Genomic DNA, 25,672 nt, shown 5'->3' with positions numbered 1-25,672 from the left:
TCAGATGACCTCCTTGCACGACTCGTCCTGACTGACATGGCCGATGTTGGAAAGAATCAGCAGGGTCGCGCCGACGACCGCCAGGAATACCCCGAGATCGAAGAGGATCGCGGTCGCCAGCTCGATTTCGCCGATCAGCGGAATATGGAAATGACCGAACGCCGAGGTCAGGAACGGCGAGCCGAACGCCCAACTGCCCAGGCCGGTCAGCCCGGCGATCAGCACGCCCCAGCCGGCGGTGGCGTGATAGCTGAACTTCAGGCGCTCCTGGGTCCAGGTCACACCGTGGGAGATGTACTGCAGGATCAACGCCACCGAGGTGATCAGGCCAGCGATGAAGCCGCCGCCCGGCAGGTTGTGACCACGCAGGAAGATGAACGCCGAAATCAGCAGTGCCATTGGCAGCATGGCCCGCGCCAGGTTGTCGAGGATCATCGGGTGGGCATCGGTCGACCAGGGTCGGCCGTTCTTGTCATGAGTCGGATGCGGCAGGTGCAGGCCATGCAGCAGCGCGTAGATGCCGATGGCGGCGATTGCCAGCACGGTGATCTCGCCGAGGGTATCGAAGCCGCGGAAGTCCACCAATATCACGTTGACCACATTGGTACCGCCACCACCAGAGACGCTGTTCTCGAGGAAGAACGACGAGATGCTCTGATAAGGCCGAGTCAGCACGGCATAGGTCAGCATCGCCACCATGGTGCCGCTGCCCAGGGCCAGGACCAGGTCACGCAGGCCGCGCAGGCTGCTGGATTCGGCCGGGGTACGATCAGTCATGAAATACAGGGTCAGCATCAGCAGAATGATGGTCACCACCTCGACCGACAGCTGGGTCAGCGCCAGATCCGGAGCGGAGAAGCGGGCGAAGGCCAGTGCCACCATCAGGCCGGCACCACTGAGGATCATCAGGGCTACCAGACGACGACGATGGAAGAACACGGTGAGCACCGCGGTCACCATCAGGATCAGCATGCCGGATGCGGTCAGCGGATCGATCGGCGTCATGGCCACGCTGCCAGTCAGCTGCTCCAGCGGAGACAGGGCGACCACCATCAGGGTCAGGGCACTGCCGAGCATCCACGCCAGGTAGCGTTGCAGCGAGCCACTTTCCAACATCTTGGTGATGCGCACGGACAGACGGGTGGCGTACCGCACCACCTGATCGAAGGCATCCTTGGCATCCAGATTGGGCAAGCCTTCGTACCAGCGGAACAGTGGCTTACGGCAGGCGTAGACGAGGATACCGCCGAACAGCGCGATGAAACTCATTATCAGCGGCAGATTGAAGCCGTGCCAGACGGCCAGGCTGTACTCGGGCAACTCACCGCCCAGCGTCGAGGCAGCAGCGGCCGCCAGCAGCGGCGCCACTGTGTAAGCCGGCACCACACCCACCAGCAGGCAGAGGAACACCAGAATTTCCACCGGCACCTTCATGTAGCGTGGCGGCTCGTGCGGCGGATACTTGGGCAGGTCGACCGGCTTGCCGTTGAAGAATACGTCGTGGATGAAACGCAGCGAATAGGCCACCGAGAACACGCCAGCCAGGGTGGCGGCTGCTGGAATCACCCAATTGAAACCACCCAGCAGATGCTGGTGCAGGGTTTCGGTGAAGAACATTTCCTTGCTCAAAAAACCGTTGAGCAGCGGCACGCCAGCCATGGCCGAAGCTGCCACCATCGCCAGTACGGCCGTATGCGGCATGAACTTCCACAAGCCGTTGATGCGCCGCATGTCGCGGCTACCGGTTTCGTGGTCGATGATGCCCGCCGCCATGAACAGCGAGGCCTTGAAGGTGGCGTGGTTGATGATGTGGAACACTGCCGCTACCGCAGCCAGGCGGGTATCCAAGCCGAACAGCAGGGTGATCAGGCCCAGGTGGCTGATGGTCGAATAAGCCAGCAGGCCTTTGAGGTCATGCTGGAACAGCGCCATGCATGCGCCTACCAGCAGCGTGGCCAGGCCGGTCATGCTGACCATGTAGAACCACCACTCGGAACCGGCCAGTGCCGGGTACAGGCGCGCCAGCAGGAACACCCCGGCCTTGACCATGGTCGCCGAGTGCAGATAGGCCGATACCGGCGTCGGCGCCGCCATGGCGTGCGGCAGCCAGAAGTGGAACGGGAATTGCGCCGATTTGGTGAACACACCCAGCAGCACCAGCACCAGCGCCACCGGATACAACTCGTGCGCACGGATGGCATAGCCGGCGGCCAGCACCTGCGACAGCTCGAAGCTGCCGGCGATATGGCCGATCAGAAGAATGCCGGCGAGCAGCGCCAGACCACCGCCGCCGGTGATCGCCAACGCCATGCGCGCACCTTTGCGCGCCTCGGAACGCGAGCCCCAGAAGCCGATCAGCAGGAACGACGACAGGCTGGTCAGCTCCCAGAACATCAGCATCAGCAGCAGGTTTTCCGACAGCACCACTCCGAGCATGGCGCCCATGAACAGCAGCAGGAACGCGAAGAAACGTCCCATCGGCTCGGTCTTGGCCAGGTAATAACGGGCGTAGAGGATGACCAGCAGGCCGATGCCGAGAATCAGCAGGGCGAACAGGAAGCCCAGGCCATCGAGGCGCAAGCTGAAGTTCAGGCCCAGGTGCGGCAGCCACTCCAGCTTGACCCGCAGCACCTCACCGGCGAACACCGCCGATTGGTGGTTGAACAGCAGCACCAGCGCCACCACGGGCGCGAGAGCCGCAGCCGCAGCACAGGCCGAGCGTCCAAGCCGCTCGGTGAGTACCGGCAGAAATAAACCAAGAAATGGCAAGGCGACAATCAGCGCAAGCGCCATCGGAAAAACCCCTTATGCAGGCACGTCAGGTCGTGCGATCCAGCTACGAGAACTGGAGTCGCAACTCCCTGACGGTGATATTCCATGCACCACAACGGATCAGCTAAGTCGTTGTCGGCACAAGCATAACGGCCGATTATCCATAACTATCAACGCAACGTCATGCATTGAATTATCGTTGAACACACTTGGTTACACGCATGTCGATTCAGCGCTGCGACGACCGCCCACCACTATAGCCGGACACAAAAAAGCCGGAGCAGCCTTGACTGCTCCGGCTCATATCTACAGCGATCAGTGCGTGACGCGACTGGTGCCGTTGACGGTCATGATGCGCACGCGCTCGCCGACACGGAACACCTGGTTCGGTTCGACTTCCTGCACGTAGGCGCGCATGGTGCCATCGTCCTCGCGCACGGTGATTTCAACACCCTGAGTGCGCGTCAGGCCTTCTTCGGCCGCGGCACCGAGTAGGCCACCGGCAACGGCACCAACAACGGCCATCACCGCGCTGCCACGCCCGCCACCCAGGCCGCTGCCACCGATACCACCGACCACGGCGCCGGCACCAGCGCCGATCGGCGTCTTGGTACCTTCGATCTTCACCGGGCGCAGCGACTCGATGGTGCCCATGCGTACCGTTTGCACCGCTCGGGCCTCGTCGCGGCTGTAGGTGTCGCCGGTCAGGCTGGACTGGCAGCCGCCAAGGGCCAGCAGCGCGGCCAGCGAGGTGATGAGCAGAGTGGGTTTACGCATAGCAATTCCTCCAGAGGTATCCTGATCCATTAGACGCCGGGCGCGCGTAACTGTCACGGCTGAGTCTTAACAATTGTTAACTCAGACAGACCGAGTTCAGCTAGGTTCGTCCTGTCAGGATCGGGCGAGGCGCCAGAGCCGCGCGATATCCGTGGCGCGTGCCTGCAATTCGCCTGCCGCGCCAGCCATCGCCTGCTCCAGCGACAGCGGTCCCGGCGCCAGGCTGAACGCTGCCTCGATACCCGCCTCGTACAACGCCTGATAGTTTTCGCCCAGGCTACCGGACAAGGCGATAACCGGCACCCCGGCCGCGCGCGCCACACGTGCCACACCCACAGGGGTCTTGCCATGCAGGGTCTGGGCATCCATGCGCCCTTCCCCGGTAATCACCAGGTCTGCATTCTCCACCGCCGCGGCGAGGCCGGACAGTTCAGCTACCAGCTCGATACCGGGCCGGAAACTCGCCTTGAGAAAAGCCCGCGCAGCGAAACCGAGCCCGCCAGCGGCACCGACACCTGGAAACTCGGCGTGATCCTCACCTAGCGTGGCGGCGGCAATGCGGGCGAAGCGGCCAAGCGCGGTGTCGAGCTCGGCGACATGTTCAGGCGTCGCGCCCTTCTGTGGACCGAATACGGCAGAAGCGCCGCGCGGCCCGCACAGGGGATTGTCGACATCGGCGGCGACTTCGATCTGCACCTTGAGCAGGCGTGCATCGAGGCTGCTCAGGTCGAGCTGATCGAGGCTCGCCAACGCTGCACCGCCTGGCGACAGCTGGTTTCCCTGGGCATCGAGAAAACGCACGCCCAGCGCTTGCAGCAGTCCGAGACCGGCATCGTTGGTGGCGCTGCCGCCCAGGCCCAGAATGATTCGGGTGGCGCCGGCGTCCAGCGCCTCGCGGATCAACTCACCCGTGCCGAAGCTGCAAGCCAGGCGAGCATCGCGCTGCTCCCGCGGCACCCAATGCAGGCCGCTGGCCGCAGCCATCTCGATGACCGCAGTGCCCTGCCCCAGCCAGCCCCAATGCGCCTTGACCGGTGCGCCCATGGGGCCGCGCACTTCGTGTTCACGGCGCTCGCCGCCAACGGCTGCCAACAGCGCATCGACCGTACCCTCGCCACCGTCGGCCATCGGCCGCAGCAGACATTCGGCGCCAGGGAACACCTGCTGCCAGCCGCGTGCGATGGCAGCAGCCACGTCGGGTGCGCTAAGACTCTCCTTGAAGGAGTCGGGAGCGATGACGATTTTCATGATAGGAACCTCGAAAGGAGGCAGGCGACCGTCTGGTCGCCTGCCGGTATAGCGGATTACAGCAGAACCAGGCTCAGCAGCCAGACAGCGGCCATACCAGCGATACCCTGGATCAGCGTCGCCATGGTCTGGGCACGATAGGCGGTAGCCACCTTCATGCGGCTGAACTGGGTCACGACCCAGAAGAAGCTGTCGTTGGCGTGGGAAACGGTCATCGCACCCGCACCAATGGCCATCACGGTCAGTACGCGCCCCATCTCGCTGTCGAGGCCCAGGTTGCCCAGCAGCGGCGCGACCATCGCCGAGGTGGTGACCAGCGCCACGGTGGAAGAACCCTGCGCACTCTTCAGCGCAGCAGCCACCAGGAACGGCATGAACAGACCGATACCCAGCGCCGACAGGGTGTCACCGAGGTAACCAGTCAAGGCGGTAGCCTTGAGGATGGCACCGAAGGCGCCGCCGGCACCGGTGATCAGCAGGATCGGCGCAGCCTCTTTCAGGCCATGAGCGACATAATCATGGAACTGCTGACGCTTGCCTTCGCCCTTGAGCAGCGAGCAGGCCAGCACCAGACCGACCAACAACGCAGCGACTGGCTGACCGAGGAAGCTCAGCACTTCGAAGAAGGCGCCGGTGCCGAAGGGCTTGCTCGGGAAAGCCGCGACCGAGCCCAGGCAGATCAGTACGATCGGCACGAAGATCGGCGAGAACGCCTGCCAGGCGCTGGGCAGCTTGCCGTAGCGAGCACGCAGTGCGTCGAAGTCGACGTCATCGGCGAGCAACTCGCTCGGAGCCTCTTCCAGCAGCTCCTGATCGTTCTGTTTGAGGAAGCGGTTGGCCCAGAACATACCGGCCACGGCAGTGACAGCTGCCACCAGCAGGCCAACCAGAATCACCAGGCCTAGGGACGTTTCCAGCCCCAGGTTACCAGCCGCGGCGATCGGGCCGGGGGTCGGCGGCACGAAGGTGTGGGTAGCGTAGAGGCCAGTCGCCAAGGCCACGCTCATGGCCACGACGGAAACCTTCATGCGTGCGGCCAGGGCATTTTTCAGCGAGTTGAGAATGACGTAGCCGGAGTCACAGAACACCGGAATCGACACCAGGTAACCAATGATCGACATGGTCAGCGTGGGGAAGCGTTGGCCCAGCAGACGAATCACTGTCTCGGCCATGGTGATCGCGGCGCCGCTACGCTCGAGGATGACCCCGATGATGGTGCCGAGCACGATGACGATACCGATGTAACCGAGAATGCCGCCGAAACCGGCAGTCATGGTCTTGATGATTTCGCCACTGGGCAGCTGATAGGCAAAGCCGGCGATCAGCGCGGCAGCCAGCAGCGCCAGGAAAGGGTGCAGTTTCAAACGGGTAGTGGACAGCACGATGAACGCGATCAGTGCCACCAGAATCAGGACCAGGCCCATGACCAGTCTCCTCATTGTTGTTATGGCGGGCGCATGGCCCGAATGGAAGTGCCGACAGGCGCAACATTGTGGCTCAGCCAGCACCGCCTCGCCCTGTGCGCCAGCACCAAAACAGCCGACACCACGCGCAGCAGGCTGTGCAATCGCACAAAGCCATCTAGCACACCTACTGCGAGTGGATTACCGAGCGCGCGGTTGAACGGTCACTTCCGGCTCCAGCAATCCCAGCCCCAAGGATAGCTGCAGGCGCTGATCCAGCCGGTTGAGATCCAGGCCACTGAGCTCGGCGATACGTTCCAGGCGATAGCGCAAGGTATTGCGATGAATGCCCAGCTCCTGGGCACAGGTCTGCACCTGACCGTCATGTGCGCACCAGGCCTCCAGCGTCGCGCGCAGCGTACCCTGCGGGTCCTGCGCCAGGACCTGGCGCAGGGGCGCCAGCCAGCCCTGTAGCAGCCAGCTGTGGCGTTGGGCATAGAGCAGCGTCGGCAGGCGCAACTCATCCAGTCGCAGCAGGCGACGCTCGGGGAAACGCGCCTGGCCGTATGCTTGCAGATCACGCAGCACCAGACTGGCTTGGCGCAGCTCGGCCAGGTCATGCAAGGGATCACTCAGCGCCAGCGAACGTACGCCCCACTCGCGCTCATCGGCTTGCTGCAGCCAGGCACGATCATCGCGCGTAGCGCTATAGGGCCTGCACCAGAGCAGTTCTTGACGCCCCAACGGCGCTACCAGGTGTTCGCTCTTGCCTCCCAGAGACGCCAACAAACGCGCCTGGCGCGGCAGCGGGTCGCCCTCGCCGTCGAGCTGCAGCAGACACATCTGCCGCGGCCAGGTCAGTTGCAGGCCGAGGCGCTCGGCATCGACCTCGAAGCTGGACAGGCGCAGCTGCGGGTCGAGCAACTGGCGCAACCAGGCCTCCTGCTGATGTCGTTGCCAATGCCGCTCGGCTTGCAGGACGCGGTGTTCGACCAGCATTTCTGCGGCCATGCGCACCAGCTCGGCATAGGGGCGTACGGTCTCGGGCTCGCCAGTGATACCGAGCACACCGATCAGCCGCTCGGCATGCAGCAATGGCAGATTCACTCCGGGTTTGACGCCACGCAGGCAGGCTGCTGCCTGCGCATCGATCTCCACCACGCGTCGATTGGCCAGCACTAGCTGCGCGCCCTCATGGCGGGTATGCAGCCGACTGGGGTCGCCACTGCCGATGATCATGCCCTGCGCATCCATCACGTTGATGTTGTACGGCAGGATAGCCATGGCGCGGTCGACAATATGCTGCGCCAGGGTGGAGTCGAGTTCGAGCATCGGGAACGGCCTCGCGAATGAGGTCGCCATTGTAGGCCGTTGGACAGGCCAATGCGCTGGAGAGCCCGAGCAATCCTCGGGCTACTGCAGACGTTTCACTCGGCGCTTGGTTGCTCGACGCTGCCTACGGCGGTGTCATTCGCCGGCACTTTCGCCTTGGCTTGATTACGCCGCGCTTCCATGCGATGCCGCCTGGCCTGCTGCCGGGCGTGCAACGCCTGCCCGGCTGTCACCACACCAACGGGTTGGCCTTGCAGGTCCAGACGCGGCGCGTTCTCGGTCATCGCAGACCAGTAGCGCCCGCCGCGACACCAGGCGGCAATACCCAGCTTGAGCTGCTCAAGGCTGATGCCGAGCAGCGATAGATGCTGCTCGGCATCCTTGAGAATGCCTTCTTTCAGCGGCACCTTGGGCGCGGGGTTGACCGGGAAAGCCAGAGGGAAATGCTTCTGCAGCCGCCAGATCGCCTCGACAGCCGGATCCTGCTCTCGGGTCTTGGCCTTTTGCGGTTGCTTGCGCTTTTGCGGCTTGGCGCCTTCGCTCTTTGCCTGCTGTACCTGCTCTACCTGCTTTTTCTCGGCTCGCAGGCGGTCACGTAGCTCGGCTAGTTGTTCAAAACCCATCGTTCGGTTCACAGCGTCCTGGTTGGTTCGTGGCGCAAGGGTATCTTATGTGCTCGTTTCGCACAGCCTTATTGGCAACCGGAGTGCTCGACGGTGGGATAACGGGCAGGCTTTAAGGACTGGTGCAGGACCGTTTGGCCAAACGGAACCCAGGCAGCAAAGCAGACGCCCTGCACACGCTGACCGCAACTTGGCTCCTTTTGGCCTGGGCGGTGAGCTTGCTATTCTGGCGCGCGACCGTCAGCGAATACGGGATCACTCGACACAGCTAAGGTAATCGCCCCATTCAAGCCGTAGTCCCAGTCGGGTTAAAAGCGCGAGAGGTGGAACCTCTCCAAGCAAGGCAAATAAATGGCAGGAGAGCCATTCATGAAGACCGAAATAGCTAGCTTTACTGCTGCAACGTTCATCACAACCGCACTGTTAAGCAGCGCTGCTAACGCCACATCCGATGCAGAAAAAATGGCGCAAGCCATGTGCCAGAACTATCCCGTCAGCGAGTCCAAGCTCAACTCGAACATGACGACCCACTTACTTATCGCGTATGACGCCCATAAGTCAGGGGCAATGAATGAGGTTTTTCTAAAGGAAATTGTTGGCCCATCTGCCGCCCGGTACATCATGCATCTCGATCTCGGCAGCAACGCTGGGGGGTTTACCAACTTCCTGAGAACCAAGGGCTACACGGCTGAGGATGCAATTGCCAGATCGAAAGCGGTCAAGGATCAGGGAAGCAGCCATAACGAGTTCGGTTTTGAAAACATAAACTGTCCGATTTTTTACTTCGACAGCCCGGAAAACAAAGCCGCTGCAGAATTCAAGGCTTTGGTTAACGAGTACCTGTCCCAACAATAACCAACTGTCTGCGCCACACCATCAACTGGGCATCCACTGCATGGGTGCCCATCCTCAGCCGGCCGATGCGCTGAACCAGATCGCGACCATATGTGGCCGCGCACCGAACGCACTCATCAGCAATGAATGCCTGATGATGAAATCTCCTGCAGGCAGCCTCCGAATCCGTTTTGGGTCGAAAGCAGCCCCAGACCCAATGGTTTCAAGGGAACAGTTTGCTGAGACCTCGCATCAACCGATCGGGGCGCTGACCACACCCTCCGTCCTGTCAGGGCGCCAGCCGTTCACGAATCCAGGCTTCGCCCTGTAGGCGATAGTTGAGGCGGTCATGCAGGCGACTGGGCCTCCCCTGCCAGAACTCGATGCGTTCGGGCAGCAGACGGTAGCCCCCCCAATGCGGCGGGCAATGTGGCGCCTGGTTGAGGAAACGTTTTTCGGTTTCCGCGAGCAGATCCTCCAGCTCGGCGCGATCACGAATCACCTTGCTCTGCGGTGAGGCCCAGGCACCAATCCGGCTACCCAGCGGGCGAACCTGGTAGTAACCATCGGATTCGGCCGCGGAGACGCGCTCCACAAGCCCCTCGATGCGCACCTGGCGCTCCAGGCTGGGCCAGAAGAAGGTCATGGCAGCAAAGGGACGGGCCGCCAGTTGACGCCCCTTGGCGCTGTCATAGTTGCTAAAGAAGGTGAAACCCCGTTCGTCGAGGCCCTTGAGCAACAGTACGCGACAATGGGGACGGCCTTGTTCGTCGACGGTGGCCAGGGTCATCGCATTGGGCTCGACCGGTAGTTGCTCGGTCTTGACCGCGTCATCGAACCACTGACGGAACAGGGCAAAGGGTTCCAGCGGGGCCTGGGCTTCGCTCAGGCCGTCGCGGGTGTAGTCGCGGCGCATATCGGCCAGGGTTTGGGTCATGGCAGTTCCTCAGGACAGGGCCGGAAACCAATCCGTCTGGTTTCTAGCGCCAGCCCTCGCAGTGTGGAAATGCCTGCAAGCTTACTCCGACTTGCTGACTTTTCCTTGATCTGCGGCAGCTACCTTGGGCGCATCCTTGAGCTCCGACTTGGCCGGCTGGCTGTACTTGGCGATCAGGCCCTGCATGGTGTCGCGCGAGGTCAGGAGGATTTCCACGCGGCGGTTGAGTGCACGACCGGCGGCACTGTCATTGGCGGCGCGCGGCATGTCGGAGCCCAGACCCATGACCTGCAGACGACTCTGCTTCAGGCCGCTGAGACGGAAGATGGAGGTAACGGCGCGCGCGCGCTGCTGGCTCAGGTCGCGGTTCAGCGCCGCATCGCCACTGCTGTCGGCATGACCGAGGACAACCACGGCGATGTCTTCATCGGTTTCCAGCAGCTTGGCGACACGGGTGATCGGGCCGAGGCTGGCTGGCAGAAGCATGTGCGGGCGGTCCGGATTGAAGGAGCCCTGCACCGGCGCGGTTACCACCAACAGATTTTCCCGACGCTCGAACTCGAACTGGCTGCCTTTGACCGCTTCGCGCAGTTTCGGCTCGTACTCGTCGAGCCAGGCGCGAGTTACCTGAGGCGCAGGCATCGCTGCCGGCTTGGCGACTTCCTTCTTTTCCGAACCGGCACAGCCCGCAATCAGCAGGCAGCAGGTAAAGGCAATAATCTTGTTGGCACGCATGTAGCCCCCGAGGTCAAACAGATCTAATGGTCAATTCGTTATGGTTGGTACGGAACGATTGGCGCGAGTTTAGCCGTTCAATCAGATACAGTCCGCAATCTGACGTGCAAGTTTCTGCGCGCGGGGGTCCATCAAGACGAACGGTCCTAGATTGTTGATCACGAAGCCGAATGCAAGGTCCCGCTCCGGGTCGGCAAAGCCGCTGGAACCACCGGCGCCGGGATGGCCGAAGGCTTTTGCCCCCATGCCGTAGGTGGCGTTGCTCACATCAGCCTGATCGAGCATGCAGCCGAGGCCAAACCGCGTACGGGTCAGCAAGGTCTTGTCGTCACCCACGCTGTGCTCACGAGTCATCTCATCAAGCAGGTCGCCATCAAGCAGGCTGCCGTCGAGCAGACCTGCATAGAAGCCCGCCAGGCTGCGCGCATTGCCATGGCCATTGGCGGCCGGCTGTTGCATGCGTCGCCACTCTGGCTTGTTGGTGCTGGTCATGATCGACGGCGGGTTGGTGAATGAGCGTGTGCTCATGGCGCTGGCATCGCTCATCATCACCTTGAGCAGGCGCTGCGCGGCAGCATCGCCGAGATTGCCCTTGCCACGGGCGATATGGGCGACGCGATCGAATTCACTGTCATCCAGGCCAACGTGGAAATCGAGACCCAACGGCTTGGCGATGCGCGCAGCGATGCTTTCGCCTGGCCCGCAGCCTTCGACCCGACGAATCAGTTCACCGATCAGCCAGCCATAGGTAATGGGCGCGTAGCCGTGGCCATCGCCCAGCGGCCACCAGGGCTCTTCAGCCGCCAGCGCGTTGGTCATGGTCTGCCAGTCGTACAGCGCCTCGGCGGGCAACAACTGACGTAGCGCCGGCAGGCCCGCCTGATGGCAGAGCAGATGACGCACGCTGATGCGCGCCTTGCCGGCGGCAGCGAATTCGGGCCAGTAACGCGCCACGGGGGCATCCAGATCGAGCTTGCCTTCGCCTACCAGCTGCAAAGCCACCACCGCCGCGAAGGGCTTGGTGCAGGAAAACAGATTGGCGATGGTGTCGCTGTGCCAGGCCTGCTGGCCATCCTTGTCCATCACCCCGGCCCATAGGTCAATCACTGTTTCACCGCCGATCTTCACGCACAGGGCCGCGCCCCGCTCCTGCGCATCATCGAACAGTGCAGCGAACGCGTCTCTAACCGCCTCGAAGCGCAAGTCGAAATAGCCCTGAATCTGCACGCTGTTCTCCCGTTTCGCTGCTTGGCCAAATACTGCCGATGATGGCAGCCGCCTATCATGCAATGTTCTGAAACTTCATAAAATAGCGATCTTCGATTGGTTTTTCCTATGCTGAAAAAAGCGCGGCCTGATATGACCGATACGCCCTGAAGCCCGTGTCAGACCGGAAAACGCCGGCCGCGAGCAGGTGCATGATCGTCAGGCAGCCATGGATTCGACGCTCGGCACAGGAGAAACAAGTGCTCTACCTACTGTCCCTGATCGCCCTGGCGGCCATCATGGCGCCTGGCCTGACACGCCTGCTGGGTGCTCGTACAGGCTGGCTGCTGATGCTGGCGCCGCTGGTGGCCTTCATCTGGTTCGTTCAACAGATTCCGTTGATCGCCAGCGGCGAAGCAGTCCTGCAGAGCATGAGCTGGATTCCGGCGCTGGGTATCAACCTGAGCCTGCGCCTGGATGGCCTCTCGCTGGTTTTTGCCCTGCTTATCAGCGGCATCGGCAGCCTGATCGTGCTGTACGCAGGCAGTTACCTATCGAGCCACGCGCACCTTGGCCGCTTCCATGCCTACCTGCTGGTGTTCATGTTGGCGATGCTCGGTCTGGTGCTGGCCGATGATTTGGTGGCGATGTTCGTGTTCTGGGAGCTCACCAGCATCGCCTCCTTCCTGTTGATCAGTTTCCAGCATGAGAAAGTCGTATCGCGCAGGGCCGCGCTGCAGGCGCTGCTGATCACCGGCGGCGGTGGCCTGGCGCTGCTGGCGGGCCTTATCCTGCTTGGCGGGGCCACGGGTAACTGGCAGTTCTCCAGCCTCAGCGCCGAACAGATCGAAGGCCATGTGCTGCTACCGGCGATCATTGCCCTGGTGCTGCTCGGCTGCTTCACCAAATCGGCACAGGTGCCCTTCCACCTGTGGCTGCCCAACGCGATGAACGCACCCACGCCAGTGTCCACCTATCTGCACTCGGCGACCATGGTCAAGGCCGGCATCTACCTGCTGGCACGCCTGAACCCGGTGCTCGGCGGCTCCATCGGCTGGGGTACGCTGCTGATCACCTTTGGCGCGGCAACGGCGGTGCTAGGCGCCTTCCTCGCCTTCCGCCAGACCGATATCAAGCGCCTGCTGGCCTACACCACAGTGACAGTGCTGGGCCAACTGACCATGCTGATCGGGACCAATACCAGCTACGGTCTACAAGCGTTCGTGCTCTATCTGGTGGCGCACTCTCTGTATAAAGGTGCGTTGTTCATGGCGGTCGGCGCCATCGATCATGCCACCGGGACCCGCGAGCTAACGCGCCTCGGCGGTTTGATCCGCTACATGCCGCTGACCGGCGCCGCCGTGGCGCTGGCGGCGTTCTCCAACGCCGGCCTGCCGCCGTTCTTCGGTTTCATCGCCAAGGAATTCAAATACACCGGCCTGATCGAGATGGGCCATATCGGCTGGGCGGTGACCCTGGTGATGATTCTCACCAACGCTCTGCTGTTCGCCGCTGCCGGACTGGTGTTCCTGCAGACCTTCCTCGGCAAGTGCGGCGACTATCCACGCCAACCTCATGAAGTCGGTCTGCCGATGTGGCTGGGGCCAATGCTGCTGGCCATCGGCGGCTTCCTGCTCGGTGCCTGGAATGCATGGCCGGAAACCTGGCTGGTGAACAATGCGGTACAAACCGTGGCCCGCGGCCCGGTGGATGTGAATCTGTATCTGTGGGGCGGCATTACCCCTGCCCTGCTCGCCAGCTTGCTGACCGTATCGCTGGGCGCGCTGTTCTATGTGATACGCGACCGGGTGCGGCAGCTGCTGGACAGCGCCAACGCGGCCTGGAACGTCAGCGGCGACCTGATCTGGGATCGCCTGCTCAAACGCGTGTTCCACTTCGCCGGGCTCCTTGCCGCTCGCTTCCAGCACGGCTCGCTACGTCAGCATCTGGTGCTGCTGGCCCTGGCGGTCGGCGGCCTGCTGGCGGTCGGCCTGCTGCCGGCGCTACCGCAGTTGCTGCAGGGCAGCTACAGGCCGATCTCACCACTGGGCCTAGCCGGCTGCCTGCTGGCACTGGGCGGCGGTGTGGCGGCCGCGTTCCTGCCCGGCCGCCTGACCTTGCTGGCCGCCCTCGGCGCCTGCGGCCTGGGCCTGGCACTGGTGTTCATCTCGGTCAATGCCCCGGATGTGGCGATGACCCAGTTGATGGTGGAAACCCTCAGCCTGATCTTCCTCGCCCTGGTGTTTCGCAAGATGCCCACGGTGCCTGCCAGTGGCGCCCGCGCGCCCTGGAAGCGCCGACTGCATGCCAGCGTGGCGATACTCTTCGGCCTCAGCGTGACCGGCGCACTGCTGCTCGCAGTAAGCCTGCCGCTGCCAGGCGACATCGCCCAGTGGTATCAGGCCAACAGCCTGCCCGGTGGGCATGGCCATAACGTGGTCAACGTGATTCTGGTGGACTTCCGCGCCTTCGATACCCTCGGTGAAATTCTCGTGGTCTCACTCTCCGCCCTTGCTGCTGCCAGCCTGCTCGGCACCGGCCGACGCTTCGGCAACGAGCACAGCGGTGAAGATGCCTTCACCTCGCCGCTGCTACGCCAGGGCCTGCGCCCGCTGGCCTGGGTGATGCTGGCCGCCTCCCTGCTGCTGCTGTGGCGCGGGCATAACCTGCCGGGTGGCGGTTTCATCGGCGGCCTGGTCGCGGCCTGTGGCCTGATCCTGCTGGTGCTGACCTATGGCCACGGGCAAATCCGCCGCGTGCTGCCGCTGGCGCCCGCGCAACTGATCGGTATCGGCCTGGGCTGCGCGGCCGGCGCCGGCATTCTTGGCCTGATCGCCGGCAGCGCGTTTCTCACAGGTCTCTGGACCTTCCCCGGCGGACTGCCGCTGGGCACGCCTTTGCTCTTCGATATCGGCGTATTCCTCACCGTGTTTGGCTCCGCCCTGCACATGATCGACAAGCTCACGGGAGTTCGCCACTGATGGAATGGCTCGCTGCAATCACGACCGGAGGCCTGGCGGGTCTGGGCCTGTGGATGCTTCTGGACCGCAATCTCAAGCGCGTCGTGCTGGGTGTGGTGGTATTGGGTAATGCAATCAACCTGGGCGTTCTCACCGCCGGGCGCTTCTTTGGCGAGCGCCCGGCCTTCGTCGAGGCCGGCAATACGGTCGAGGCGGCCAACCCGCTACCGCAGGCATTGGTGCTGACGGCGATCGTCATCGGTTTCAGCCTGTTCATCTTCGCCCTGGCGCTGCTCAAGCGCACCCGCGAACTGCATGGCGACAAGACCACCGACTCGGTCAGCTCGATCACCGAACAACCGGCGCCCGACTGGCACGACAGCGAGCATGAAAGCGACGATGCGGAGGGTCGCCGATGAACCACGCGTTACTCGTTGCGCCGATCCTCGTTCCGCTGTGCAGCCTGCTGCTGGCGATCATTCTGCGTCGCCACCTGCTGGCTGTGCGCGTGCTCAGCCTCAGCGGCGCCGCACTACTGGTAGCGGTGGGCCTGGTTTTGGTCTGGCAGGCCGCGCAGGGCGTAGTGCTGAGCGGCCAGGTCGGCAGCTGGCAGGCTCCGTTCGGCATCAGCCTGGTGATCGACCGGCTTTCAGCGGTGATGATCGCCATCAGCGCTGTGGTAGCCCTGGTCACCCTGCTCTACGGCGTCGCCAAGGACAACGACAGCAAGGTCGGCCGCGACTTCCATATCTTCATACAGGGTCTGCTGACCGGTATCTGCGGCGCCTTCATCACCGCCGACATCTTCAATCTCTATGTCTGGTTCGAGGTGCTACTGATCGCCTCCTTCGCTCTGATGGCGCTCGGCGGTGGCAGCCGCCGGCTGGCCGGTAGCATGACCTATGTAGCGCTGAACCTGTTCGCCACGCTGATCTTCCTGCTCGCCGCCGGCCTGGTCTACGGCGCCAGCGGCACGCTGAACATGGGTGAACTGGCGGTGATCATGCGCAGTGGTGAAGCGCCACCTGGCGTCACGCCGGCGTTGCTGCTGATGCTGCTGTCGTTCGCCATCAAGGCCGCGCTGTTCCCGGTGTTCGGCTGGCTGCCGGCGACCTATCACGTGGCGCTCACCGCCGTGTCGGCGATGTTCGCCGGGCTGCTGACCAAGGTGGGTGTATATGCGCTGATTCGGATGGTGACTCTGCTCTGGCCGGAGCATGGCCTGCCGCATCAACTGCTGCTGTGGGTCGCCTGCGCCACCATGCTGGTGGGCGTGCTCGGCGCGGCGGCGCAGACCGAGGTGCGGCGCATCCTGTCGTTCCATATCGTCAGCCAGGTTGGCTACATGATCCTCGGCCTCGCCCTGGCCACCCCACTGGCGCTGGCTGGTGCGGTGTTCTATTTGATCCACCATATCGTGGTGAAAGCCAACCTGTTCTTCATCGGCGGCCTGGCGGCGCGCATCTGTGGCTCCGAGCGGCTGGCCGACATGGGCGGATTGTATAAGCGCATGCCCTGGCTCGCGCTGCTCTTCGCCATTCCGGCGCTGTCGCTGGCAGGCATACCGCCGTTGTCCGGCTTCTGGGCCAAGTTCCTGCTGGTCAAGGCCAGCCTGGATGCTGCGGCCTGGTGGGCTGCCGGCATCGCGCTGCTGACTGGCGTGTTCACCTTGCTGTCGATGAACAAGATCTGGAACGAAGCGTTTCTCAAGCCCCATCCAGGAGGTGAAGAGGCGCTGCAAACGGTTACCGGCATACGCGCGGCGTGGCTGGGCATGAGTGCCCTGGCGCTGCTGACCGTACTGATCGGTCTGGGCGCCGGCCCGCTGATCGACTATGCCGTGGCGGCCGCCGCGCAGCTCGCCGACCCGCAAGCCTATCTGCAACCCTTCACCGGCGCAGGAGGTGCCTGATGTTGTTTCTCATCCATCTGCTGGCCAGTGCCATACTGGCCTGGAGCCTCGGCGCCGGCCATCTGGGCGGCGGCCTGCTGGCCTTCGCCCTGCTCTACCTGCTGGCGCGCATGCTGGGACTGATGGTCGAGCGCCTGCGCCGTTACGCGCGCAGTCTGGAACATGGCATCAGCTTCTGTCTGTGGTTCATCACCCAGGTGTTTCTCGCCACCTATCACGTCGCCACCCTGGTGCTGGCGCGTCGGGTCGACGTAGAGCCGGCGATACTGGCCTACCCGGTTACCCGCCGTGAGGTGGACAAGGTGACCCTGCTCGGCACCCTGCTGACCCTGACCCCCGGCACCCTGGCCCTGGACTATGACCCTGAGCAGGGCCTGCTCTATATCCACGCCCTGGATGCGCGCCGCCGAGAGGACGTGACCGACACCCTGATCGAGCTGGAGCGCCGCCTGCTGTCCTGGCTCGATGCCGGCAAAGCCGAAGGAGTGATGCCATGACCCTGCACCTGGCCGGCGCCGCCTGGGTACTGCCCCTGGCGGCAGCCCTGCTCGCGCTGAGCGGACTGATCACCTTGTATCGCCTGTTGCGCGGGCCGAGCCGACCGGATCGCGCTGTGGCCATCGATGCCCTGACCCTGCTGGCGGTCGCGGCCATGGCATTGCTGTGCCTGATACGCGGCGAGGCACTGTTCGTCGACGTCGCGGTCTTGCTGGCGCTGGTGTCGTTTCTCGGCACGGCGGCTTTCGCCTTTCTGTTCGATGACGCTCACAGCCAGATGCCGGAAAAACGCGAGGAACGCCCATGAACGAGATCCAGGCCTGGCTGGCCTCGCTGCTGGTGCTCGGCGGTGCACTGATTTCCCTGCTCGGCGCGATCGGCGTACTGCGCCTGCCCGACAGTTACAGCCGCATGCATGCGGCGAGCAAGGCCGGGGTTCTCGGCGCGGTTCTATTACTCGGAGCAGTAGCCCTGGCCAGCAGCGGAGAGCTGGCCCTGGAAGCCTTTCTCGGCCTGCTGATCCTGCTGGCCAGCGCCCCGCTGGCTGCGCACGCCATCGCCCGCGCCGCTCACCGCGCCGGCATTCGGCCGACGCTGGGGCGCCTGGGCGATGAGCTGGAACAGCGCAATAGGGACGGTGAATAAACCGCTTAATCTATCTGCCGGCGAAACGGCGGCAAGGCATTGAGAATGGCCTTGCCGTAACGCTGGGTCACCACACGGCGATCGAGCAGGGTGATGGTGCCGCGGTCGGCCTCGGTACGCAGCAGGCGACCACAGGCCTGCACCAGGCGCAGCGAGGCGTCCGGCACGGCGATTTCCATGAACGGGTTGCCGCCGCGCGCCTCGATCCACTCGGCCAGCGCCGCTTCCACCGGGTCGTCCGGGACGGCAAAGGGAATCTTGGCGATCACCACGTGCTCGCAATAAGCGCCCGGCAGGTCGACGCCCTCGGCGAAACTGGCCAGGCCGAACAGCACACTCTCCTCACCCGAATCGACACGCGCCTTGTGCTTGTTCAGGGTCTCCTGCTTGGATAGGTTGCCCTGGATGAACACACGCTTGCGCCATTCACGGTCAAGGCCATCGAACACGTCCTGCATTTGCTTGCGCGAAGAAAACAGCACCAGCGAGCCGCGACTGCCCGCTACCAGGCCCGGCAGGTCACGAATGATCGCTGCGGTATGCGCCGCCGCCTCACGAGGATCGGCCTTGAGATCCGGTACTCGCAGCAGGCCGGCATCGGCATGATGGAAGGGGCTCGGCACGATAGCGGTGACCGCCACCTTGGGCAGCCCGGCACGCATGCGATAGCGGTCGAAGGTCCCCAGCGCGGTCAGCGTCGCGGATGTCACCAGGCAGCCATGGGCGACATTCCACAGGTTGCGGCGCAGGGTCTCGGCAGCCAGGATCGGGCTGGCGTTGACCTCGATATCGAACAGCGCACCGGTCTCGGCCAAGGTCAGCCAGCGCGCCATCGGCGGGCTTTCTTCTGGGTCTTCAGCGGTGAAGGCCAACCATAGTTCCCAGTTGCCCTTGGCACGCGCCATCAGGCTGCCGAACAGCGGATACCATTCCTCGGCCTGGTGGCTGGCGATGCCCACGGCGCCTTCTCCATCCATGGCCTCCTTGAGCAACTCGGTAACGCTGGTGAACAGGTCGTTGAGCTTGGAGAAACCCTTCTTAAGTTCCAGTCCCAGTTCAGTCAGATGCTCCGGCACCACCCCGCCGGCGAAGCGATGACGGGGCCGTTCGCGCCCTTCCATATCCTCACCGGCCTTGAAGTCGGCAACCTCTTCACAGGCACTGAACATGAACTGCTGCTGGGTCTTCAGCTCACGGGCCAGCTCCGGCACCTGTTCGATCAGGCGGCCGAGATCACCGGGCAACGGATTCTGTGCCAGCAGCTTGGTCAGGTTCTTGTCGATCTGGGTGAGCCAGTCGGCGGTGGAGCGCAGGCGAGTGAAGTGGGCGAAGTGGCCGATGGCCTTGTCCGGCAGGTGATGGCCTTCATCGAAAACATAGATGGTCTCGCGCGGGTCGGGCAGCACGGCGCCGCCGCCAAGCGCGAGATCGGCCAACACCATGTCATGATTGGTGACGATCACGTCGACCTTGCCCATGCCTTCGCGCGCCTTATAGAAGGCACATTGCTGGAAATTCGGGCAATGACGGTTGGTGCACTGGCTGTGATCGGTGGTCAACTGCGCCCAGCGGCTGTCCTCCAGTTCCTCCGGCCAGCTGTCGCGATCACCGTCCCATTTGTTGCCGGCGAGTTTCTCGATCATCGTGGTGAACAGTTTCTGGCCCTGTTCATCGACGTCGATGCGGAAACCTTCCTCCTCGAACAGCTGTGCGGTGGCGCTCTGCGCGGCACCGTCCTGCAGCAAATGATCGAGCTTGGACAGGCACAGGTAACGCCCACGCCCCTTGGCCAGGGCGAAGCTGAAGTTCAGGCCACTGTTGCGCAGCAGATCAGGCAGATCCTTGTGCACGATCTGCTCCTGCAATGCCACGGTAGCGGTGGCAATCACCAGACGCTTGCCGGCAGCCTTGGCCGTGGGGATGGTGGCTAGGCTATAGGCCACGGTCTTGCCGGTACCGGTGCCTGCTTCGACCGCCACCACGGCAGGGTCGCCCAGGCGCTTGCCCTCGTCGTCACTCCGGATGGTGCCGAGCACCTTGGCGATCTCGGCGATCATCAGGCGCTGGCCGTAACGCGGCTTGAGCGACTTGGCCTCGAGAAAGCGCGAATAGGCGCCCTGAATCTGGGTCTTGAGTTCGGTACTGAGCATGGATTCTGAAACGAAAAAGGCTGGATAAATTTTCAGTATTCGCAGAGCGGCCGCTATCATAACGCGCCTATCGATCTGGCGCAGACTCGCATGCCAATCGAATCCCGCGAACTGCCAAACGGCCCAACGGAGACGCCACATGACGCCCTATGCACCGCTCTACGCCTTACATCTGCTTGCCGCTGTCGTCTGGGTCGGGGGCATGTTCTTCGCCTGGATGATCCTGCGGCCTGCCGCAGTGGAAACGCTGGAGCCGCCCGCGCGACTGCGCCTGTGGCTAAGCGTGTTCAAGCGGTTCTTCGTCTGGGTCTGGCTGGCAGTGCTGGCCCTGCCACTGACCGGTGTCGGCATGTTGCACATCAGCTACAGCGGCTTCGACGCAGCACCGCGCTACGTACACATCATGATGGGGCTGTACCTGGTGATGCTCGCCCTGTTCCTGCGAATTCAGGCGCTGCAGTTACCCGAACTGCGGCGAGCCGTGGAGGCTGAGAACTGGCCTGCCGGCGGCGAGGTGCTGGGGCGGATTCGCAGGGTGGTCGGTAGCAACCTGCTGATCGGCCTGGCACTGATGACATTGGTTGCCATGCGCCCGTCATTCTGAGTGACGAGGCGGCCTTCGCTCGCACGATGAGCCAACGAAGGCCGCTATTAGCTAGAAGCGAAAGACCTGTACGGCACCACTGCGGCCTGCCGCACCTTCGCGCCCAGGCTGGCCCGGTTTGCCATCCGCGGCGCCATCTACGCCATAAAGCAGGCAGACCTTGGCCGCACCACCGCGGCCAGGGCGCCCCGCCGAACCCGCAGCGCCACCCGCGCCGCCATCGAGCAATACCTGCATGCGCTCGACCTCCACATAGTGCGGCACCTCCAGCGTTACCTTGCCACCGTCTGCGCCGGCATGACCGTCGGTGCCGTCCTGACCATCGTAGCCGGCGCTGGCCTGGCCCCAGGTGCAGCCGCCCGGCTTGCCATGGGCACCATCGAGCCCGGCATAACCAGGCGTGCCCTGACCACCGCGCACATCCAGCGTCAGCGACTCGAATGTCAGCTTGTGCAGCTTGAGGCTGATCTCACGCCCCGGCGTCGCTGGCCGCGTATAGGTACCGGCGGCGCCCTTGGCGCTGATCCAGGCGCCAGGACCGATATCGGCATCTTCGACAATGAGCCGCAGCGGCTGCTCACCCGGCGCCACACCGATGCGAGCATCACGCCCCATCAGCAGTTCGCCGACGCGCAGCTCGGTCACCGCAGCCGGAATCATGAGAGTCGCCTGGTCCGCCACTTCCAGCCGCTCGAGCTGCAGACTGCTGCTGGCGACGGGCAGACGCATCAAGGTATTGGATGGCACTTTCACCTGTGTAACTGCCGACGCGGCGCCGGCGCACAAGCACAGCAACAGAGCGAGACTACGCATGCGCAGTCTCCTCGATCGTCGCAACAGTGGGAGCATCGGGTTGTTGCACCGCCTTCAGCGGATACAGGTGGAAAATACCGAACAGCAGCACCTGTATACGCTCCAGCCAAGGGTTGGCGCGACCGGCCAGCAGACCGGAGAACAGCCACAACTGCACACCATGCAGCAGCGCCAGGAAGGCCGCGAGAAGATAGACGAGCTGCTCGAACGGAGCCCCCAGGCGCTTGGTCAGCGCCGCACCGAACACCAGCCAGAAGACCAAGGCCAGCGCCTTGCCCATGATCAACAGTGCTTTCATCCCCGCCCTCGTGCTCGATTTTCTAATAGCGCAGCACGTTAACCGGTCGCAGCCTGGACCACCAGAGCGGAAGGCTATTTTCCATGACTTAACGTATCGCCGCCGCTGTCCAGCGTTGGTTGGCTAAGACGGCCCGAGCGTCACATAGAAAAGGCCCGACCGATGGAGAACCGGTCGGGCCCTTGCGGTTGACGCCTTTGTGAAGCGAAGCTGCCTTACGGCTGAGCTTCGACCTCGGCCTCTACGCGACGGTTGATCGCACGGCCATCGGCTGTGGCGTTGTCGGCAACCGGGCGGCTCTCGCCATAACCCACCGCCTGCACACGACCGGACTCGACACCATACTGGTTGACCAGAACGTCACGAACGGCGCTGGCGCGGCGCTCGGACAGACCCTGGTTGTAAGCATCGCTGCCCACGGAGTCGGTATGACCTTCAACCACGGTGCTGGTCTGCGGGTACTGTTTCATGAAGTCAGCCAGGGCTTTGATATCGCCATAGCTTTCCTGCTTGACCTGAGCCTTGTCGAAGTCGAACTTGACGTCCAGCTCGACGCGCACGGCTTCGGCCGGCTCAGCCACGGCGACTTCCTCGACCATGACCTCTTCTTCGACGACGGCAACCTGCTGAGCTTCGGCACCATGTACCCAGCAGTACGCGGCAGCCATACCAGCACCCACCAGTGCACCACCACCCGCCCAGGTAGAGCTTTCGATTGCCCCTAACGCTGCACCACCTACACCGCCTACCGCCGCGCAGGTGGGCCAGTCGGTTTTCTGCAGGCCGGCACAACCGGTCAGCAGGGTACTAGCCAGAATCAGGGGTACTGCGTTCCTTGTGATACTCATACTTTAGGTCTCCAATGTTCATCGGCCCATAACCGACTCGATAGTAGTAAAGACAGGAGTTGTACAATCCGCCAGCTATAGCAGCTTCTGCGGATAATTTTCTCTCACTCTAGGCCTGATACCGACACCACGTTAGTCTTTGCAGACTTTTCGAGGAAGTTCGATGACCGCCAGCCTTAGCACCCGTACTCCACAGCAGGCCATTGCGGCACTGCTTGCCCGCTACACACCCGAGAAACTGCTGTTGCTCGGCGCAAGCGAACTACCCGCAGTCAGCGCCTTTCACAGCGCCCACCCGCAGTGTCAGGTCACCACTGCACCTGCTGCTCCCCTGGCGCCGGAACTGGCCGCACAGCGCTTCGACCTTGCACTGCTGGTCGACTGTCTGGAGCACTTACCCAAGCGCGATGGACTGCAACTACTGGGTGGCATTCGCAACCTCAACGCCAGCCGGGTCGCCGTATTGCTCGACCTCAAGGCAGGTGATTGGCAGGAAACCGACCTGTTCGCCCTGGCCATGCAGGCCAGCGAGCAGTTCCAGCGCGAGGGACAGACCCTGCATCTGTTCACCTATGATCTGCTCGATTACAAGCAAGTTCCCGACTGGTTGAACGCAAAGTTCTGGGCCAATCCACAAAACTTCGGCAAATACTGGTGGTAGAGCGATGAACCCCCTCGATCCCAATTGCCCCTGCGGTAGCGGCAACCCGCTGAGTCAATGCTGCGGCCACTACCACGCAGGCACCCACGCGCCCAGCGCGGAGCTTCTCATGCGCTCGCGCTACAGCGCCTATGTACTGGGCCTGGTGGACTATCTGGTGGCCACTACCCTGCCCATTCAGCAGCAGGCACTCGACCATGAAGCCATGGCTGCCTGGAGCGCCCAGAGCACCTGGCTTGGCCTGGAAGTGGAAGGCAGTGAAGTGTTCGGCGGCCAGCCCGAGCATGCGCAGGTCGTCTTCGTCGCCCACTGGCACGATGGACAGGGTGACCATCGTCACCGCGAATGCTCCGCCTTCGTTCAGGTGGATGGACGCTGGTACTTCCTCGACCCGACAGTGCCGTTGAAGGCTGGACGCAATGATCCGTGCCCCTGCCAGGGCGGTCAGAAGTTCAAGAAGTGCTGCGCGCCTTACCTGAACGGCTGATTGGCGTTAATCGCGCTTTCTGCTTGAGTTGAATCGTCCCTCGAGGACACTCAACAAGGAGAAAGCCATGCACAAGAAAAGTGGTATCGCTCTTATCCTGGCCAGCCTGCTCTTTGGCTGCGCCAACCAGCCCGGCGGGCTGCAAGGGGACACGCTGGACCTGGGGGACAGCCAGCGCGTCAGCCGTCTGTTCGCCTATCCGAACAACTGCAGCGTGATCTGCTACCGCGACTGGACGCTGGAGCAGACGGTGGAACACTATCTGCAGCAGAGCCTGGTGCGCGATGGCTACCCGCAGGCCAGCGTACATGTCACACGCAACGGTGAGCGCGTACAAGCCCACTTCGCCGGCACACCAGCCGAGTACGGCAAATCCCTGCTGCAATTGCTCAATGCCGGCGACCTGGCCTATCAGGGCGCCAGCCAACTCAATCGTGACGGCAAATGGCAGTACAACTGGTATTTCTTCCTGCCGCTGGGCATGGCACTGGAGAACCGCAAGAGCGTCGAACTGCTGCACTTCCCACCGGACTACTCACTAACCCAGGCTCAGGACTACCTGCGTTCGAGCACCACCGACCGCTGGGCCGCCCTGCTCAACTACAACGGCATCGCCCCCGAACAGACGCCGGCCTACCAGACCATCGTCGACATCGCCCCCATCGCCGCCCCGGCCAGTGCCGGCAGCGCCTTAGAAGGCGTATACGGTTACTTCAACGACTACCAACGCCGCATGGTCGATGAGCTCAGTGCCGCCCCGGACAACACCAGCCTGCCGATGGTCGCCTTCGGCAGCCCGGTGCGCAGCTGGATCAAGCAGCAATACGGGGTAAGCCTGCCGGTGCTGGGGCTCGGCCAGATCGACGCAGGCACCGGCCGGCAGGTTTCCGTACTCGGTGCCAATCATCCGAGCTATATCTGGTACGCAGCCGATCCAGCCAACAACAAGGGCAGCGAAGATGCTGCCGACGCGGCGGGGATCAGGGTCATGGGGCAAGACCTGAGCGCGGCCTGCTGGCAAGCCGGCATGGGCCAGCAACCGACGCGCGATGCACAGCAGATGCTTAATAGCTGCACCCAGAAATGGCAGGTGACGGAGAAGCTGCAAACCTGCGAGCTGTTCTTCACCAGCGTGCGCAACCTCAAACCGAAGGAGGCACAAGCCAAGTGCAAGGCGGACTAGCCGCGCTCGATGCAAAAACGCCGTGGCTGCCCGCGCAGCACGGCGTCGCCAAGGCGTGAAGCGGTCAGTCCTGCAGTTTCAGGTGCGAGGTATCCGGCGCAGGGGCCGGATTCGCCGGTTTGGCCTGGCCCATGTCACTGCCCACCGGCGCCAGGCTGAATTGCGACAAGTCCACTGCCGGCGCTGCAGCGTCGGGCCTGGCGTCCTGCAGATCGCTGCCGACCGGCGCGATGCCAAAATCCGGTGCATCCACTTCGCTGAACGCAGCCATGTATTCATCACGTGGCGCGACCTGCAACCGACCAGGCCTGGCCGCAACAGGCGCAGCCACCGAAACTGGCATCGACTCGGCTGGCAGCGGCGGCGGGGGCGCGAGTTCGACTTCCTCGATCAGCACGTCCATGTCGACGACCTCGACACGCGCGCCGGCACGTTCGAGAGTCGTCCGATATTTCTCTGCGGCTGCGGCGTCGAGGTTGTTCTTGATCACGATGCGGCGCCCGGAGAACAACTGGGCGATACGCTGAGCATCGGCCTGGAACAGCTTGGCCAGATTGGCCTTGACCAACTCCGGCTGTGCCCCCGGCACCAGTTGCCCGGAGAAGGCGATCTCGTAGCGACTCATGGTCACACTCCTGTCCAATTCGCCGCTCAGTATGGCGCAGGTTCCCTTGCCCTGACACTGCAGGCTTCTCATCCATGTCATCGCGATTCACCAGCAAGCCAATCGGCGACGCTATCGTCTT

General features: G+C 63.1%; 25 protein-coding genes. 11 read left to right on the top strand and 14 right to left on the bottom strand.

Going from position 1 to position 25,672, the window contains the following annotated elements:
- The 6 genes from EL191_RS07580 to EL191_RS07555 form a co-directional block, all read right to left on the bottom strand.
- Positions 1-2,793, bottom strand: a complete 2,793-nt coding sequence (locus tag EL191_RS07580) for a monovalent cation/H+ antiporter subunit A (protein WP_041977777.1) — start codon at positions 2,791-2,793, stop codon at positions 1-3.
- A gap of 294 nt (positions 2,794-3,087) precedes the next feature.
- The gene (locus EL191_RS07575; RefSeq protein WP_013714633.1) at positions 3,088-3,549 is read right to left on the bottom strand and encodes an outer membrane lipoprotein; all 462 of its coding nucleotides are present in this window, start codon (positions 3,547-3,549) and stop codon (positions 3,088-3,090) included.
- Between the two features lie 114 nt (positions 3,550-3,663).
- Positions 3,664-4,797, bottom strand: a complete 1,134-nt coding sequence (locus tag EL191_RS07570) for a glycerate kinase (protein WP_041977775.1) — start codon at positions 4,795-4,797, stop codon at positions 3,664-3,666.
- 56 nt (positions 4,798-4,853) lie between these two features.
- Complete coding sequence (locus EL191_RS07565; protein ID WP_013714631.1) at positions 4,854-6,221, bottom strand: GntP family permease; 1,368 nt, start codon at positions 6,219-6,221, stop codon at positions 4,854-4,856.
- Between the two features lie 180 nt (positions 6,222-6,401).
- Entirely contained in the window at positions 6,402-7,532 is a 1,131-nt protein-coding gene (locus EL191_RS07560) for a sugar diacid recognition domain-containing protein (protein ID WP_013714630.1), read from the bottom strand.
- A 95-nt stretch (positions 7,533-7,627) separates the two neighbouring features.
- Positions 7,628-8,155: a ProQ/FinO family protein gene (locus tag EL191_RS07555; RefSeq protein ID WP_013714629.1), complete on the bottom strand. Its 528-nt coding sequence runs from the start codon at positions 8,153-8,155 to the stop codon at positions 7,628-7,630.
- Between the two features lie 369 nt (positions 8,156-8,524).
- Between EL191_RS07555 and EL191_RS07550 the strand changes: the two genes are divergently transcribed.
- A complete protein-coding gene (locus EL191_RS07550; RefSeq protein WP_041977773.1) occupies positions 8,525-9,010 on the top strand; it encodes a hypothetical protein in 486 nt (161 codons plus the stop codon).
- 268 nt (positions 9,011-9,278) lie between these two features.
- On the opposite strand, the gene pdxH is transcribed toward EL191_RS07550, so the two are convergent.
- The 3 genes from pdxH to EL191_RS07535 all read right to left on the bottom strand — a co-directional run bounded on the left by pdxH (position 9,279) and on the right by EL191_RS07535 (position 11,888).
- Complete coding sequence (pdxH, locus tag EL191_RS07545) at positions 9,279-9,926, bottom strand: pyridoxamine 5'-phosphate oxidase (protein WP_017361645.1); 648 nt, start codon at positions 9,924-9,926, stop codon at positions 9,279-9,281.
- An 81-nt stretch (positions 9,927-10,007) separates the two neighbouring features.
- Positions 10,008-10,661, bottom strand: a complete 654-nt coding sequence (locus EL191_RS07540; protein WP_013714626.1) for an OmpA family protein — start codon at positions 10,659-10,661, stop codon at positions 10,008-10,010.
- Positions 10,662-10,742: 81 nt separating this feature from the next.
- Positions 10,743-11,888, bottom strand: a complete 1,146-nt coding sequence (locus tag EL191_RS07535) for an EstA family serine hydrolase (RefSeq protein ID WP_041977770.1) — start codon at positions 11,886-11,888, stop codon at positions 10,743-10,745.
- A gap of 239 nt (positions 11,889-12,127) precedes the next feature.
- Here EL191_RS07535 and mbhE point away from each other — a divergent pair, with 239 nt between their 5' ends.
- From mbhE to mnhG, 6 genes are read left to right on the top strand one after another with little or no spacing between them, the layout of a single operon-like run.
- Positions 12,128-14,848 (top strand): hydrogen gas-evolving membrane-bound hydrogenase subunit E, encoded by a 2,721-nt coding sequence (gene mbhE, locus EL191_RS07530; RefSeq protein ID WP_041977768.1) that lies wholly within the window; start codon positions 12,128-12,130, stop codon positions 14,846-14,848.
- Entirely contained in the window at positions 14,848-15,246 is a 399-nt protein-coding gene (locus tag EL191_RS07525; protein ID WP_013714623.1) for a Na+/H+ antiporter subunit C, read from the top strand. Before mbhE ends, EL191_RS07525 begins: the two co-directional genes overlap by 1 nt.
- Entirely contained in the window at positions 15,243-16,739 is a 1,497-nt protein-coding gene (locus EL191_RS07520; protein ID WP_041977766.1) for a proton-conducting transporter transmembrane domain-containing protein, read from the top strand. The genes EL191_RS07525 and EL191_RS07520 overlap by 4 nt, the downstream gene beginning before the upstream one ends.
- Positions 16,739-17,236 carry a Na+/H+ antiporter subunit E gene (locus tag EL191_RS07515; RefSeq protein WP_013714621.1) on the top strand — a complete coding sequence of 166 codons (498 nt, stop codon included), beginning with the start codon at positions 16,739-16,741 and terminating at the stop codon, positions 17,234-17,236. The genes EL191_RS07520 and EL191_RS07515 overlap by 1 nt, the downstream gene beginning before the upstream one ends.
- Positions 17,233-17,544 carry a monovalent cation/H+ antiporter complex subunit F gene (locus tag EL191_RS07510; protein WP_041977764.1) on the top strand — a complete coding sequence of 104 codons (312 nt, stop codon included), beginning with the start codon at positions 17,233-17,235 and terminating at the stop codon, positions 17,542-17,544. Before EL191_RS07515 ends, EL191_RS07510 begins: the two co-directional genes overlap by 4 nt.
- A complete protein-coding gene (gene mnhG / locus EL191_RS07505) occupies positions 17,541-17,882 on the top strand; it encodes a monovalent cation/H(+) antiporter subunit G (RefSeq protein ID WP_041977761.1) in 342 nt (113 codons plus the stop codon). The genes EL191_RS07510 and mnhG overlap by 4 nt, the downstream gene beginning before the upstream one ends.
- Before the next feature lie 5 nt (positions 17,883-17,887).
- On the opposite strand, the gene dinG is transcribed toward mnhG, so the two are convergent.
- Positions 17,888-20,032, bottom strand: coding sequence for an ATP-dependent DNA helicase DinG (dinG, locus tag EL191_RS07500; protein WP_041977758.1), 2,145 nt, complete (start codon positions 20,030-20,032; stop codon positions 17,888-17,890).
- Between the two features lie 139 nt (positions 20,033-20,171).
- Between dinG and EL191_RS07495 the strand changes: the two genes are divergently transcribed.
- A complete protein-coding gene (locus EL191_RS07495; RefSeq protein ID WP_013714617.1) occupies positions 20,172-20,636 on the top strand; it encodes a CopD family protein in 465 nt (154 codons plus the stop codon).
- Between the two features lie 51 nt (positions 20,637-20,687).
- Here the strand turns inward: EL191_RS07495 and EL191_RS07490 are convergent, their stop codons facing one another.
- The 3 genes from EL191_RS07490 to EL191_RS24735 all read right to left on the bottom strand — a co-directional run bounded on the left by EL191_RS07490 (position 20,688) and on the right by EL191_RS24735 (position 22,595).
- A complete protein-coding gene (locus tag EL191_RS07490) occupies positions 20,688-21,449 on the bottom strand; it encodes a hypothetical protein (protein ID WP_041977756.1) in 762 nt (253 codons plus the stop codon).
- Positions 21,442-21,747, bottom strand: coding sequence for a DUF1145 domain-containing protein (locus EL191_RS07485; protein ID WP_013714615.1), 306 nt, complete (start codon positions 21,745-21,747; stop codon positions 21,442-21,444). Before EL191_RS07485 ends, EL191_RS07490 begins: the two co-directional genes overlap by 8 nt.
- A 215-nt stretch (positions 21,748-21,962) precedes the next feature.
- Entirely contained in the window at positions 21,963-22,595 is a 633-nt protein-coding gene (locus EL191_RS24735; protein ID WP_013714614.1) for an OmpA family protein, read from the bottom strand.
- Positions 22,596-22,758: 163 nt separating this feature from the next.
- Between EL191_RS24735 and EL191_RS07475 the strand changes: the two genes are divergently transcribed.
- From EL191_RS07475 to EL191_RS07465, 3 genes are all read left to right on the top strand, one after another.
- Entirely contained in the window at positions 22,759-23,256 is a 498-nt protein-coding gene (locus EL191_RS07475; RefSeq protein WP_017361656.1) for a DUF6231 family protein, read from the top strand.
- A 4-nt stretch (positions 23,257-23,260) separates the two neighbouring features.
- Entirely contained in the window at positions 23,261-23,743 is a 483-nt protein-coding gene (locus EL191_RS07470) for a YchJ family protein (protein ID WP_041977754.1), read from the top strand.
- Between the two features lie 67 nt (positions 23,744-23,810).
- The gene (locus EL191_RS07465) at positions 23,811-24,926 is read left to right on the top strand and encodes a hypothetical protein (RefSeq protein ID WP_041977752.1); all 1,116 of its coding nucleotides are present in this window, start codon (positions 23,811-23,813) and stop codon (positions 24,924-24,926) included.
- 64 nt (positions 24,927-24,990) lie between these two features.
- Here the strand turns inward: EL191_RS07465 and EL191_RS07460 are convergent, their stop codons facing one another.
- Positions 24,991-25,551 carry a hypothetical protein gene (locus tag EL191_RS07460; protein ID WP_017361659.1) on the bottom strand — a complete coding sequence of 187 codons (561 nt, stop codon included), beginning with the start codon at positions 25,549-25,551 and terminating at the stop codon, positions 24,991-24,993.
- Positions 25,552-25,672 lie beyond the last annotated feature (121 nt).

The sequence above is a fragment of the Pseudomonas mendocina genome, from assembly GCF_900636545.1.
Classification (GTDB): Bacteria; Pseudomonadota; Gammaproteobacteria; order Pseudomonadales; family Pseudomonadaceae; genus Aquipseudomonas; species Aquipseudomonas mendocina.
The sequence above is the reverse complement of the archived record's forward strand: the minus strand, read 5'-3'. Positions and strand labels throughout refer to the sequence as shown.

Bases quoted from the DNA above. Each gene is read 5' to 3' on its own strand.
- EL191_RS07575 (WP_013714633.1), bottom strand. From the start codon at position 3,549: ATGCGTAAACCCACTCTGCTCATCACCTCGCTGGCCGCGCTGCTGGCC.
- EL191_RS07560 (WP_013714630.1), bottom strand. From the start codon at position 7,532: ATGCTCGAACTCGACTCCACCCTGGCGCAGCATATTGTCGACCGCGCC.
- dinG (WP_041977758.1), bottom strand. From the start codon at position 20,032: ATGCTCAGTACCGAACTCAAGACCCAGATTCAGGGCGCCTATTCGCGC.
- EL191_RS07490 (WP_041977756.1), bottom strand. From the start codon at position 21,449: ATGCGTAGTCTCGCTCTGTTGCTGTGCTTGTGCGCCGGCGCCGCGTCG.
- EL191_RS07495 (WP_013714617.1), top strand. From the start codon at position 20,172: ATGACGCCCTATGCACCGCTCTACGCCTTACATCTGCTTGCCGCTGTC.
- mnhG (WP_041977761.1), top strand. From the start codon at position 17,541: ATGAACGAGATCCAGGCCTGGCTGGCCTCGCTGCTGGTGCTCGGCGGT.
- EL191_RS07510 (WP_041977764.1), top strand. From the start codon at position 17,233: ATGACCCTGCACCTGGCCGGCGCCGCCTGGGTACTGCCCCTGGCGGCA.
- EL191_RS07460 (WP_017361659.1), bottom strand. From the start codon at position 25,551: ATGAGTCGCTACGAGATCGCCTTCTCCGGGCAACTGGTGCCGGGGGCA.
- EL191_RS07465 (WP_041977752.1), top strand. From the start codon at position 23,811: ATGCACAAGAAAAGTGGTATCGCTCTTATCCTGGCCAGCCTGCTCTTT.
- EL191_RS07515 (WP_013714621.1), top strand. From the start codon at position 16,739: ATGTTGTTTCTCATCCATCTGCTGGCCAGTGCCATACTGGCCTGGAGC.
- EL191_RS07550 (WP_041977773.1), top strand. From the start codon at position 8,525: ATGAAGACCGAAATAGCTAGCTTTACTGCTGCAACGTTCATCACAACC.
- EL191_RS07470 (WP_041977754.1), top strand. From the start codon at position 23,261: ATGAACCCCCTCGATCCCAATTGCCCCTGCGGTAGCGGCAACCCGCTG.
- EL191_RS07475 (WP_017361656.1), top strand. From the start codon at position 22,759: ATGACCGCCAGCCTTAGCACCCGTACTCCACAGCAGGCCATTGCGGCA.
- EL191_RS07555 (WP_013714629.1), bottom strand. From the start codon at position 8,155: ATGGGTTTTGAACAACTAGCCGAGCTACGTGACCGCCTGCGAGCCGAG.
- EL191_RS07570 (WP_041977775.1), bottom strand. From the start codon at position 4,797: ATGAAAATCGTCATCGCTCCCGACTCCTTCAAGGAGAGTCTTAGCGCA.
- EL191_RS07525 (WP_013714623.1), top strand. From the start codon at position 14,848: ATGGAATGGCTCGCTGCAATCACGACCGGAGGCCTGGCGGGTCTGGGC.
- EL191_RS07485 (WP_013714615.1), bottom strand. From the start codon at position 21,747: ATGAAAGCACTGTTGATCATGGGCAAGGCGCTGGCCTTGGTCTTCTGG.
- EL191_RS07540 (WP_013714626.1), bottom strand. From the start codon at position 10,661: ATGCGTGCCAACAAGATTATTGCCTTTACCTGCTGCCTGCTGATTGCG.
- pdxH (WP_017361645.1), bottom strand. From the start codon at position 9,926: ATGACCCAAACCCTGGCCGATATGCGCCGCGACTACACCCGCGACGGC.
- EL191_RS07565 (WP_013714631.1), bottom strand. From the start codon at position 6,221: ATGGGCCTGGTCCTGATTCTGGTGGCACTGATCGCGTTCATCGTGCTG.
- EL191_RS07520 (WP_041977766.1), top strand. From the start codon at position 15,243: ATGAACCACGCGTTACTCGTTGCGCCGATCCTCGTTCCGCTGTGCAGC.
- EL191_RS24735 (WP_013714614.1), bottom strand. From the start codon at position 22,595: ATGAGTATCACAAGGAACGCAGTACCCCTGATTCTGGCTAGTACCCTG.
- EL191_RS07580 (WP_041977777.1), bottom strand. From the start codon at position 2,793: ATGGCGCTTGCGCTGATTGTCGCCTTGCCATTTCTTGGTTTATTTCTG.